Origin of the sequence: Pseudoalteromonas sp. bablab_jr010 (assembly GCF_016464105.1) — a bacterium.
GTDB lineage: Bacteria > Pseudomonadota > Gammaproteobacteria > Enterobacterales > Alteromonadaceae > Pseudoalteromonas > Pseudoalteromonas simplex.
In genome coordinates this window covers 1-12,822 of the sequence record NZ_JACDWV010000201.1, presented here as the reverse complement: position 1 = coordinate 12,822, position 12,822 = coordinate 1, and the positions used below count along the sequence as shown (strand labels likewise).

The following is a 12,822-nucleotide window of genomic DNA, read 5'->3' as shown; positions in this document are numbered from 1 at the left end:
CTAAGTGAGCAGGTATAAAAAATGCCTTACCTAGGGCTAGATAAGGCATTGGAGGCCAACAGAGGCGTTCGTTACCTAAACACCTTTTGATGGTTAGTGTTTAAGCCAAGCTGGTAAAACAGCCACAGACTCTGGGGCGGTAAAGGAGTAGCTCACCGTTGCTGCAATGTCACCGCTAGGGCTATTTAAAATATTATCAAAGCGCATAACTAGGCCATTTGATTTTTCGGCAACATATAAATCATTACCCGTATACATAATATCGACAGGGTTACCTAATTGGCTTGCAGGACCTGCGATATTTACACTTACATTGGTTAAACCACTGGCCATAGCGGCACTATTAATCACATAAATTTTCCCGTCGGTGGCATCGGCTGCAGAGCCAACATCAGAAACTATTAGTGAGTCACTTAATGGGTCGTAATCAATACCATGAATATTGGTTGGTGCAGCAAATGCAGTGCCGCCCGATGCAGGGGTAATTAAACGATCTTCACCTGTAATGGTTGTCATACCTGACATCCACTTGCTTTTCACTTCATCAAAAACAGCAATTGTGCCATTGGTAAGTGCAACAAATGCCCTGTCAGTTGATGGATCATAGTCTACATCCCAAGGGCGTGCACTAGCACTGGGTGTTAGGGTCATTAATGGGCTTACATCACCTGTTGCGCAGCTAGAGAAAATGAGAACACCAGGCGTTGTTGCATTAAATTCAGCAACAAAAATCATGCCTGTATCTGAAGCTATATCAATACCTTTTGGTGAGATAATACCAGTACTTGCTCCCATGATTGTTCTATCTTGGTTGGTTGCGTAACTTTCGCCGTTACGCTGTGTTGCAACCTTGTTTGAAATAACGATACCACCCATCGATGTAACTGCATCATCAAATGTTGCGTAGCTAGTGCCAGACTTATCAAAAGCCACACTTTCAATTGTTTGACTTGCATTATACGTTGCCAGTTCGGCTGTTAAAGGTGCGTTTAAACGACTAATTTGACCTGTTGTTGGACCTACTGTTCCTGGGTTACTACTTACAGCTACACCGAGCAGGGGCATGTTAACCATAATACTATCAGAGCTATCTTGCATATTATTATGCATAACGGTTTCTGTTATTGATTCAGGTTTTGTTGTTGGCGTGATGAGATCTGGTGATACATCACCACTTTCGCCTGCAAATATATTACTAAATACTAAAACTGCATCATTTGATTTTTCAGCCACACGCAAGTCGCTGCCAGTAAGACTTATATCCACAGGGTTACCGAGCATAGACATTGGACCTGCTATATGACGGTCAACCGCTACCATACCATCTGCTTGAGCAGCATTTGAAATGACAAAGAGTGCACCATCTGTTGCATCAGATGCACTACCTACATCAGACAGCACAAGCTTGTTACTAGTCATATCTAAAGCAATACCATGAATATTGACTGAAATTTTTGTACCAGTTTCATCACTTGGTGTAATGGTTCGAGTTGGTGTTGCAGTAAAACCACCCATTACATAATTGTCGTAAACAGCAACATCACCATTAGTTAGTGCGACGTAAAGACGATCATTATTTTCATCGTACGTAAGATCCCATGGTGTTGCATCAGTTACCGTTGTTGCTAATGGTGCTACATCGCCTGCAGTTTCTTTACCAAATACAGTTACTTGCATAGCATTAAAATCAGCAATAAAAACAAGACCATATTTATTAGAGATATGTATGCCCTTCGGATTTACAAGTGTGGTGTTTGTGCCAGTTAATGTACGATCAATATTATTGGTGTACATGCCATCTGCACGGTTTAACACTTGGCATACGGTACTCAGTGCTCCATTTCCAGAATCAGCAGCTTGCACTAAATTACCTAAGCTATCGAAAACAACACCTTCATTAGCACCAGTATTAAATGTTGTGAGTTTAGCGGCATTTTGATCAATGAGGTTGATAGTGCCCGCATTATCAGAGCCATTGTTCGCTAATATAAATGTTGCTGATGCAAAGCCAGGAGCGCCATCGTTGCCATTCATACCATCAGCGCCATTTTGACCGTCAGCGCCATTTTGGCCATCGACACCATTAGTACCGTCTTGCCCTGCTGCACCTTGAGCTCCCATAGCACCATCTTTACCATCATCTCCATCACACCCTGTAATACCCAGCATCACAGCAAGAGCAATGGCAGAAAACATGACCTTAGATAGTTTTGAATTAGCGAGTTGTTGATCTTTAATAGCTTTACTTTTAATCGTATTCATTTGTCTATACCTTTTAAATATTCCATCAAATGTGAACAAACAACCTGTATTGTTTAACGACAAAATACGTGCTCACGAGTTAACCTCAATGAATAAACGGCTAGCTAAAGATATTGGATGCAAGAAAATAGAAAATAGGTAAGTTATTTTTTATGTGTATGGTTTTAAATAATAAAAAAGGAGCCATGAGGCTCCTTTTTAATGAATTGCGTATAGTTTTTAAGCCATGAACTCTTTAATGCGAGTTAAGATGCCATTGGCATCTAGGCCCATCTCAGCGTGCATTTCATCTTGTGTGCCATGCTTAATGAACTCATCTGGAATACCTAAATTTAAGATAGTCACATCGGCTTTGATTGCAGCCAAATATTCATTCACAGCAGAACCAGCACCGCCTGCAATGGCATTGTCTTCTAAAGTAACAATGACATCATGGCTGCTAAGTAACTCATTAATAGCTTCAGTATCAAGAGGTTTGATAAAGCGCATATCGATCACTGTTGCATTTAGCTCATCTGCGGCTACTTTGGCGCTCTCTAACAGCGTACCGAACGACAAGATGGCCACTTTACTACCTTGTTTTATACTACGCGCTTTACCGATTTCAATCGCACTCATTGTTGATTCAACATCACAATTGCCGGCACTACCACGTGGGTAACGAACAGCAACAGGTTGATTGCATTGGTAGCCAGTGTAAAGCATTTGGCGGCACTCGTTCGTGTCGCTTGGCGCCATAATAATCATATTAGGAATACAGCGCATAAAACTTAAGTCATAGGCGCCTTGGTGAGTTTCACCATCAGCACCAACAATACCTGCACGGTCAATAGCGAATAAAACAGGTAAGTTTTGTAATGCTACATCGTGGATAAGTTGATCGTAAGCGCGTTGTAAAAAGCTTGAATAAATAGCAACAACAGGCTTCAACCCTTCACAAGCGAGGCCTGCTGCAAGCGTTACAGCATGTTGTTCAGCAATCGCCACATCAAAGTATTGCGCAGGATACTCTTTTGAAAAACGCACCATGCCTGAACCTTCACGCATCGCAGGGGTAATTGCCATTAGCTTGTCGTCTTGGGCTGCCATATCGCATAACCAGTCACCAAACACATTTGAGAATGTGGCAGCACCCGGTTTTGATTTTGGTAATTTCGACATGCTCGGATCAAATTTTGGTACGCCGTGGTAGCCAATTGGATCCGCTTCAGCAGGCTTATAACCTTTACCTTTTTGCGTTTTAATATGTAGTAACTGTGGGCCTTTAAGGTTACGCATATTACGTAAGGTATCAACCAACATATTTACATCATGACCATCGATTGGGCCGATGTAATTTAGGCCTAACTCTTCAAAGAACGTACCCGGAATGACCATTCCTTTTAGGTGCTCTTCCATGCGGCTAGCAAGTTCTTTCACAGGCGGTAAACCAGAAAGGAGCTTTTTACTGCCTTCACGAATATTGGTGTAGAAGCTACCAGATAAAATTCGGGCAAAGTGGTTATTGAGTGCCCCCACGTTTTCTGAAATCGACATTTCATTGTCGTTTAAGATAATTAACACGTTAGGATTAACATCACCCATGTGATTCATTGCTTCAAATGCCATACCAGCAGTGATCGCACCATCGCCAATAACAGCAACAGTTTTACGATCTTTACCTTCTTTTTCTGCAGCAATGGCCATACCTAAGGCTGCTGAAATTGAGGTGCTCGAATGACCAACACTGAAAGTATCGTATGGGCTTTCTTCACGGAATGGGAATGGGTGTAAACCGTCTTTTTGACGAATAGTATGCATTTGGTCACGACGACCCGTTAAGATTTTATGCGGGTATGCTTGATGACCCACATCCCAAACTAAACGATCTTCAGGAGTGTTATAAACATAATGCAGTGCAACTGTTAACTCAACAGTGCCTAAACCTGATGCTAGATGACCACTACTTTGCGAAACTGAGTTAAGTAGGTATCCGCGTAACTCTTTACTAAACGCAGGTAACTTGTCTTGCGCTAAATCACGCAGTTGTGCTGGTTCGTCAACCAAACTTAATAATGGATACTTGCTACTATCAAGTGTCATGATTTTTTATACATCCTTCGCTAACCAGAGTGCATTATAGCCCATTGCCGCTCCGATTTTTTAGTTATTTTGTCTTTCTTTTTAGGTATTAATAATTGCGTTCAACAATATAGCTTGCAAGACTCGCTAATTCGCTGGTGTCGTAATCAATAGCCTCAAGAGCTTGATGGGCTTGAGCCAGCAAATCTTGGGCTTTTTGCTTTGCGCCTGCCATCCCTAATAAAGCAGGGTAGGTTGCTTTGTTTGCAGCAACATCGGAACCCTGTGGCTTACCTAATGTTTCAGTATCAGCTTCTACATCAAGGATATCGTCTTGTACCTGAAAGGCCAGCCCAATTGCTTGACCGAATAGGTTTAATTGCGCGAGTGTATGTTCATCACAGCTTTTTGCACTCAATGCACCGAGTGTAATTGCACAATTAAGCAAGGCACCCGTTTTTAGCTGATGAATGCGCTCTAGCTGAGCAACTGTAATTTCTTTATCGGTCGCTTCAATATCCAGTGCTTGCCCACCTACCATACCTTCAATACCTGAGGCTTTGCTTAATGAGGCAATCATTTTTACTTGCTGGCTCGCAGAAACAGCAAATTGATGATTGGCAATTAAATCAAATGCCAGTGTTTGTAAGGCATCACCTGCGAGTATGGCTTGTGCTTCGCCATAGACAATATGACAGGTAGGGCGGCCACGTCTTAAGTCATCATCATCCATTGCTGGTAAGTCATCATGAACTAAAGAATAGCTATGAATACACTCAATAGCGGCGGCAAGAATATCAAGATCGGCCTTGTCCGCGCCCATCATCCGGCCCGTTGCATATACAAGGTAAGGACGTAAGCGTTTACCACCATTTAGAACACCGTAGTGGGTGGCTTCTTTGATGTTTTTTTCGGTATTAAGTGGCTGTTCAAAATAGCGATTTAAGTGTGCTTCTACGTCTTCACGAGCGCGTTGTAATTGTTCTTTTAATTGCACTTAATTAGTCCAAGTTTGAATCAAAATTGCTAAGAGGCGCTTGGCTATCGTTACCCATTAAAATGGCAACTTTTTGTTCGGCTTGTTGTAACTTACCAGACGAAGCGTTTGCTAGCGCAATGCCGCGTTCAAATTGTTTTAGTGATTGTTCCAGTGACAATTCACCTTGCTCCATTTGTGCAACAATTTGAGATAATTCATCCAGTGCTTCTTCAAAGCTTAAGTTTTCTGGTTTCTTTGTTGCCATTGTGGCCTCGATAGCTGTTAGAAAGTGAGGCCAATTTTAGGGGGAATGCTAAACTAGGTCAAAGAATGATGTGTTTTTTTACGCATAATTCATTTTTAGTATGCTATTTTTACGATTTTAAATACAGCTTAAACTTGTAGCTTAAAAATCTTACATTAAAATAAAATTAATTCATTTAATGATTTAAGTATTTCAACTGCTTGCCGATAAGCAGTTAATAATAAAAATTTGATACTTGAGTGTATCGTGTAATTGTTCCTCTGGAGGGGTATGTGGATTTAGCAACCATAATAGGTATTCTTGGTGCCATAGGCTTAATTGCTATGTCGATGGTGTTAAGTAGTGATGGCCAAGTTGCAATGTTTTACAACACGCCTTCGGTGGTCATTGTATTTGGTGGTTCGATTTTTATTGTATTATCAAATTTCACCATGGGGCAATTTTTGGGCATAGGTAAAGTGGCAGCAAAAGCTTTTATGTTCAAAATCGAATCTCCGGAAGAATTAATTGAAAAAGCAGTAGAATTAGCTGATTCTGCACGTAAAGGTGGCTTCTTAGCATTAGAAGAAGCTGAAATCCCCAACGGTTTTATGCGTAAAGGGGTCGATATGTTAGTGGATGGTCATGATGCTGATGTCGTTCGCGCCACGCTGCAAAAAGATATTTCTCTTACTGCTAACCGTCATGAACTCGGTGCTGGTTTATTCAAATCACTTGCCGATATTGCTCCTGCAATGGGTATGATCGGTACGCTAATCGGTCTGGTTGCTATGTTATCAAACATGGATGACCCAAAGGCAATCGGCCCAGCAATGGCAGTTGCCCTTTTAACAACTCTCTATGGTGCTTTCTTAGCAAACGTTGTCGCTATTCCAATTCAGGTAAAACTAGAACTGCGTAAAGACGAAGAAGCCCTCAATCAACGCTTAATTCTTGACGCGGTGCTAGGTATTCAAGACGGTCAGAACCCGAAAGTAATTGAAGGTATTTTGAAAAACTACTTAGCCGAATCAAAACGTAAAGTTGATACCGAGGAGTAGAGCATGTCAGATGAAGAGTGCAAATGTCCTCCACCAGGCTTGCCTGCATGGATGGGTACCTTCGCGGATTTAATGTCATTATTAATGTGCTTCTTTGTACTCTTGCTTGCTTTCTCTGAAATGGACGTGCTGAAGTTTAAGCAAATTGCTGGCTCTATGAAGTTTGCTTTTGGTGTACAAAATAAAATTGAAGTAAAAGATATTCCAAAAGGAACCTCTGTTATTGCCATGGAGTTCACTCCGGGTAAACCTGAGCCAACACCTATTGAAACGATTCAGCAACAAACCGTTGAGATGACACAACAAATGCTTGAGTTTCAGGCTGGCGACGAAAGCTCCGCCGGTGGTCGACAAGAACAGCGCGGTAATAAACGTGGTGGTGAATCGCAAAGTACGGCTCAGCAACAAGCTTTAGAACAGTCAATTTCTGCGGCTGATCAAGAACAAACAAATGAACTTGTGAAGAAAATTGCTCAGCAACTAGAACAGCAAATTATGGATGGTGCGATTGAGCTCGAGTCATTAGGCCAGCAAATTATTATTCGCATTCGTGAGAATGGTTCATTCCCATCGGGTAGTGCTTTTTTACAGCCAAAATTTAAACCTATTATTCGTGATATTGCTACGCTGTTAAAAGATGTGCCGGGTGAAATAACCGTGTCAGGTCACACTGATGACTTCCAAGTATCGAATGAGCTTTATACTAATAATTGGGATTTATCATCAAAACGTGCGGTGGCAGTTGCCAGTGAAATGGAAAAAGCGCCAGGGTTTGATAAGTCCCGTATGATGGTAGTCGGCCACGCAGAAACGAGGCCTCTAGTACCGAATGTAACCGACGAAGATCGCAAGCGAAATCGCCGTGTTGAAATCTCTATTATGCAAGGTAAAGCACACGAATCTGAACCTATTGATGTAAGGCAGTAAATCAATTAAAGTTAAGCCTCATTAACAAATGTAATAGAGAATAAAAATGAAAAAAGTTGATAAATATAGCTACATGCCTGGTAATGGTAGTGGCGACGATGATGGTAAAACAGATTAAGGTTAGTTAATTTTGCCTGATTGGTTTGTATATACCATCTCAATTTTGAATAATAGCTGGGTGTTCATTCTGATCCCTGCTATTTTCGTTTTCTACCTCCGCAAAGATTGGCAGGCATTCCACTTTACCGTAATAACTGCATGTTTCTTTTTATACGGTACCTTAATTCATAGCGGCTTACGTGAATTTGATGACATTTATATTTGGCGCTATGTCGTTTGGGCTTTTAATGATATTGCTTGGATGGCAATCATTGCTTACTTAGGTATTAAAGATAAAGTCTACTTATGGCAAAGTGTTTTAGGGCAGTTGGTTGTGATAATGGCGCCTATTTTGCAATTGTTCCGTTTAGTTGACCGCCACCTTTGGGATTTGTCTTACAGCACTTACATGTATAAGACCCTGCTACCGCTAATCAATATTGGTACTGTGGTCGTATGTTACCTACCACTTATCTATCTTTTTACTCGACGAAGCCAGCAAGCTTAAGGCGTTTCTTCGTTAAAAATCCTGTGCTAGACTACTGTTTATAAAAACAGTATTTAGTGTTGCGTTATGAAACTTTACATTGCCGAAAAACCATCCTTGGCACGAGCCATTGCAGATGCTCTACCAAAACCACAAAAAAAACAGGATGGTTATATAGAGCTTGGTAATGGAGATTGTGTCTCTTGGTGTATTGGTCATTTACTTGAGCAAGCAGAGCCCGATGATTACGATGCAAGTTTTAAAAAATGGCGATTTGAGCATTTACCTATCGTGCCAGAACAATGGCAATTAAAACCTAAAGCAAAAACACGCAAACAACTTACTGTACTAAAAAAGCTCATTAAGCAGGCAAGTACAATAATTCATGCTGGCGACCCTGATAGGGAAGGCCAGCTATTGGTTGATGAAGTGATCGAACAGGTTAAACTTAGCCAAGCCAAAAAACAGCAAATTCAACGACTCTTGATCAGCGACTTAAACTTAAGTGCAGTTAAAAAAGCACTAAATAATTTGAAATCGAACCGCGATTTTATTCCTTTGAGTGTGTCTGCCTTAGCTCGATCACGTGCCGATTGGTTATTTGGCATGAATTTAACTCGAGCCTATACGCTTGCTGGGCAAAAAGCTGGATTTGGCAATGTGCTATCTGTTGGGCGTGTTCAAACGCCTATTTTAGGTTTAGTCGTTAATCGTGATAATGAAATCGCTAATTTTGTAGCAAAACCTTTTTACGAAGTTTTAGCGCACCTTGCAACTCAGCAGCAGCAAACATTTGCTGCAAAGTGGCAACCAAGTAAAGCATGTGAACCTTATCAAGATGAAGAAGGGCGAGTATTGCATAGGGGGCTTGCTGAAAATGTTGTGTCACGCATAACTAATCAACCAGCTAAAGTGGTTGAGCTTGAGCAAAAGCAAAAAAAACAACAGGCACCGCTACCTTATAATTTATCCGCTTTACAGATTGATGCGGCAAAGGCGTTTTCAATGCCTGCACAAAAAGTGCTAGATACCTGCCAAAACTTGTATGAGCGTCATAAGTTAATTACGTACCCTCGTTCAGATAATCGCTATTTACCAAAAGATCATCATAAAGATGCCGCGAGTATTATTGCCGCCATCGCTAATAATGAAGGTCAAGCAATTGAAGCTTGTAAGCAAGCTGATAGCAGTAAGCGGAGTAAATGTTTTAATGACAGCAAAGTGGCAGCTCACCACGCTATTGTTCCAACCGAAAAACAACTTCGCTCAGCGTCCTTAAATAGTGATGAACAAAAAATCTATCGCTTGATCTGTCGTCATTATTTAATCCAATTTTACCCAGACTATCTATTTAACGAAACCAAAATAACGGTTGAAATTGCGGGTGGGCTTTTTAAAGCAGCAGCTAAGCAAGATGTTAGCTTAGGCTTTAAAATATTAATGGGCAAAACAGAGTTAAAAGATGAGCAAACCTTACCACCACTTGAAAAAGGTCAACAGCTGCATTGCAATCAAGGTGAAGTAGTAGACAAAATGACGACACCGCCAGCGCATTTTACTGATGCGACCTTATTAAGTGCCATGACAGGCATCAGTCGGTATGTGAAAGACCCAGAAATTAAAAAGATCCTTAAGGAAACAGATGGTCTTGGTACTGAAGCTACGCGAGCCGGTATTCTTGAGCTTTTATTTAAACGCCGTTTTTTAGAACGTCAGGGTAAAAACATTCTGGCTACCGCAACAGGTAAAGCTCTTATAAGTACATTACCAGAACAGCTTGCTAGCCCTGACTTAACAGCTAAGTGGGAAGCGTCGTTAGGTAATATCGCTGAACAGCATATGAGTTATCAGCAATTTTTAACACCATTGTTGGAAGAGTTACATGCTTTAGTTGAGCAAGCCAAGCAATGCGATAGCCAAGTCTTTGCCCAGTTACCAAAAACGCCGCAAAAGCGACGTTTTAAAAGAAAAGCTAAGCCCAGAGCTAAGTCAGCCTAAACTACTTTTTGTTGAATAGGGCAACCGCGGCGTTACTCATTGCTGTAATTCCAGTAGGAAGTGCTTTTTTGTAATCAGGTGCAAACTTACTTGAGTGTAAAGAAGGTAATGTTGCGCCAGATTGCATTGCTGAGTCATATTGACTCGGTTCAACACCGCCTAACCAAAACAAAGTAATCGGCACATTTTGTTCTGTACGGCCATAAAGGCCAAAGTCTTCACCGGCCATTACAGCTTCAGTTTCAAGTACATTGTCTTCACCAATAGCGTTAGCAATTGCTGAACGCACTACATTGGTTTGTGCAGGATTGTTATAAGTTGAAGGAATTGACTCATCTTCATGCACATAGACTTCTGGTGCTAAGCTTTCGTCAAGCCCTGCACTTAATGCGATGCCTTTAGTAATTCGTTTAATTGCCGCGATTTGTTGTAAACGAACTTCAGGGTTATAGCTACGCAATGTAAGTTGTAGTTTTACTTCATCTGAAATGACATTGTGTTTAGAGCCTCCATGAATTGAGCCAACGGTGATCACTGACGGCTCGAGTGGTGACAATTCGCGACTAGTAATAGTTTGCAGTGCCAATACAATACGTGAAGCAATCACAACTGGGTCTATCGTTGTGTGTGGGTAGGCACCATGACCGCCTTTGCCCTTTACTATAATATCAACAGAGTCAACACTTGCCATTGTATATTCAGTTTTCATGCTAACTTTACCAGCAGGAACACTTGCACTTACATGCAAACCAATAACATGATCTGGAGTAGGGTACTTAGTGAAAAGCCCTTCTTTAAGCATTGCTTTTGCACCACCGCCAACTTCCTCTGCAGGTTGTGCGACCATCATTAACGTACCTTGCCACTGCTCTTTATGTGTCATTAACTGTTGTGCTGTGCCAATAAATGAACTCATGTGAATATCATGACCACAACCATGCATTACGCCAACGGTTGCACCAGCATCATTTGTTACAGTCACTTTAGAAGCGTAAGGTTTTCCAGTTTGCTCAACAATTGGGAGTCCATCAGTATCAGTGCGGATCATTACTGTAGGGCCATCACCATTTTCATAAATACCAACAACGCCATAACCACCTACATTATCTGTAACAGTAAAGCCCAGTTGTTTTAATTGCTTTGCAAGCTTTTGGCCCGTTTCTTTTTCATGGTAAGACAGCTCAGGAGATTGATGTAAGTCTAAATATAGCTTTTCAATTTCAGGCATAGTCTTTTGAAGGTTTAAATCGAGCGTTGTTGCTTGTGCGAATGGACTAAGAAGTAATAAAGCTGCAGAAATAGCAGATAATTTCATAATGACCTCGACCCGTTGGGCTTGTAATTGTTATGTTTGCCACTATATAAAAACCTAAATACTTATATAGTGCAATCAATCAAATGAATAATATGATAAACCTTACCCCACAAAATTTGCAGCAAGCATTGGGTGAAACGTCAGCTGAAAAGCTAGTGCTACTTACTTTTTACTCTGCGCAAAACCCAGAGTGCCATCAGCAAGCTGCAATTTTAGAGAAAATAGCAAATGAGTATGGTGAGCATTTATTAGTAGCGACATTAGATTGCGATGTTGAGCAAGCTCTTGCAGGGCAACTTGCGCAGCAAATTGGTTTACAAGCATTACCAACGCTTGTGATGTTAAAAGATTCAGCACCTGTGGATATGTTACCGGGTGCTCAAACAGAACAGCAAATTCGCGATGCGCTAGCTAAACATTTACCAGCTCAACACGAGTTATTATTAGAGCAAGCTAAGCAAGCGTTAATTAATCAAGATCTAAATAATGCCTTTAACTATGCAAAGCAGGCTTATGAACTTGATCCAAATCACACACGTGTAAAGTTAGTTTTAGCTGATATCTGTATTCAAATTCATAAATTAGAAGATGCACAAGCATTATTAGATTCGGTTGCAGAAAACGAACGTGATGCGTATTTCACAAATATTCAAGCAAAATGTGAACAAGCATTAGCTGCCACTGATTCGCCAGAGATAAAAGCACTGCAGGATAAAGTTGAAAAATACCCAAATGATTTAGAGATAAAAGTAGAACTAAGTAATGCTCTTAATAGCGCGGGTCGTAAAGAAGAAGCACTAGAGATGTTATTTAATGTACTTAAAAAAGATCTTAACTACGCAGATGCAAAACCAACCTATCTAGAAATTATCGCTTCTTTACCTGATGGCGATGCCTTGGCATCTAAGTATCGTCGTAAGTTATATAGTATCTTGTACTAATTAAGAGTTGATTGATAAAAGCGCCACTAAGATTGTGGCTCTTTTTTATTTAAAAACTTGCGTATTACCTAATTTCGATAATACTTAAGATCCTCTCGAGAAAAGTTGGCTGTATTTTGTACAGTAAACTGTGTTTTTTACTGCCTTTAGCTTGTTTTTTGCGCGAAAGGTAAGTTTTTAGTAGTTTTCTACAAAAAGTGCTTGCGTTAATTCTTCGCATCCCTATAATGCGCATCCACTGACACGGCGGGCAGCAATGAAAATCGTTGAACAAAGTGACACAGAGTTAAGTAAAACTTCGGTTTAAAACGGTCTAAAAAGAAAGTTTAAAATTAAGTGTTGACTCGAAAAATTAAGGATGTATTATACGCATCCCTAGCGACAACGTCGCAACGTTCTTTAACAATATAAAGCAATCATCTGTGTGGGCACTCGTACAGATTGAGTT

10 protein-coding genes are annotated in these 12,822 nt (G+C 40.7%); 5 read left to right on the top strand and 5 right to left on the bottom strand.

The features are described from left to right. Positions 1 to 93: 93 nt before the first annotated feature. The 4 genes from JIG37_RS20795 to xseB all read right to left on the bottom strand — a co-directional run bounded on the left by JIG37_RS20795 (position 94) and on the right by xseB (position 5,567). Positions 94 to 2,262, bottom strand: a complete 2,169-nt coding sequence (locus JIG37_RS20795) for a collagen-like protein (protein ID WP_199530192.1) — start codon at positions 2,260 to 2,262, stop codon at positions 94 to 96. Between the two features lie 219 nt (positions 2,263 to 2,481). After that, complete coding sequence (dxs, locus tag JIG37_RS20790; protein WP_199530191.1) at positions 2,482 to 4,344, bottom strand: 1-deoxy-D-xylulose-5-phosphate synthase; 1,863 nt, start codon at positions 4,342 to 4,344, stop codon at positions 2,482 to 2,484. Between the two features lie 88 nt (positions 4,345 to 4,432). Next, positions 4,433 to 5,320, bottom strand: a complete 888-nt coding sequence (gene ispA, locus JIG37_RS20785; protein ID WP_138615821.1) for a (2E,6E)-farnesyl diphosphate synthase — start codon at positions 5,318 to 5,320, stop codon at positions 4,433 to 4,435. Positions 5,321 to 5,324: 4 nt separating this feature from the next. Next, positions 5,325 to 5,567: an exodeoxyribonuclease VII small subunit gene (xseB, locus tag JIG37_RS20780; protein WP_054552565.1), complete on the bottom strand. Its 243-nt coding sequence runs from the start codon at positions 5,565 to 5,567 to the stop codon at positions 5,325 to 5,327. A 272-nt stretch (positions 5,568 to 5,839) separates the two neighbouring features. Here xseB and pomA point away from each other — a divergent pair, with 272 nt between their 5' ends. The 4 genes from pomA (at position 5,840) to JIG37_RS20760 (ending at position 10,118) form a co-directional block, all read left to right on the top strand. After that, a complete protein-coding gene (gene pomA, locus JIG37_RS20775) occupies positions 5,840 to 6,607 on the top strand; it encodes a flagellar motor protein PomA (protein WP_054552564.1) in 768 nt (255 codons plus the stop codon). 3 nt (positions 6,608 to 6,610) lie between these two features. After that, complete coding sequence (locus JIG37_RS20770; RefSeq protein ID WP_054552563.1) at positions 6,611 to 7,534, top strand: flagellar motor protein MotB; 924 nt, start codon at positions 6,611 to 6,613, stop codon at positions 7,532 to 7,534. Between the two features lie 130 nt (positions 7,535 to 7,664). Next, a complete protein-coding gene (locus JIG37_RS20765; RefSeq protein WP_199530190.1) occupies positions 7,665 to 8,141 on the top strand; it encodes a hypothetical protein in 477 nt (158 codons plus the stop codon). Between the two features lie 66 nt (positions 8,142 to 8,207). Further along, a complete protein-coding gene (locus JIG37_RS20760; RefSeq protein ID WP_199530189.1) occupies positions 8,208 to 10,118 on the top strand; it encodes a DNA topoisomerase III in 1,911 nt (636 codons plus the stop codon). A gap of 1 nt (position 10,119) precedes the next feature. On the opposite strand, the gene JIG37_RS20755 is transcribed toward JIG37_RS20760, so the two are convergent. Beyond that, positions 10,120 to 11,433 carry an amidohydrolase gene (locus tag JIG37_RS20755; protein WP_199530188.1) on the bottom strand — a complete coding sequence of 438 codons (1,314 nt, stop codon included), beginning with the start codon at positions 11,431 to 11,433 and terminating at the stop codon, positions 10,120 to 10,122. 83 nt (positions 11,434 to 11,516) lie between these two features. On the opposite strand from JIG37_RS20755, the gene JIG37_RS20750 reads away from it, so the two are divergent. Beyond that, complete coding sequence (locus JIG37_RS20750; RefSeq protein ID WP_138615828.1) at positions 11,517 to 12,374, top strand: tetratricopeptide repeat protein; 858 nt, start codon at positions 11,517 to 11,519, stop codon at positions 12,372 to 12,374. The last annotated feature ends 448 nt before the right edge of the window (positions 12,375 to 12,822 follow it).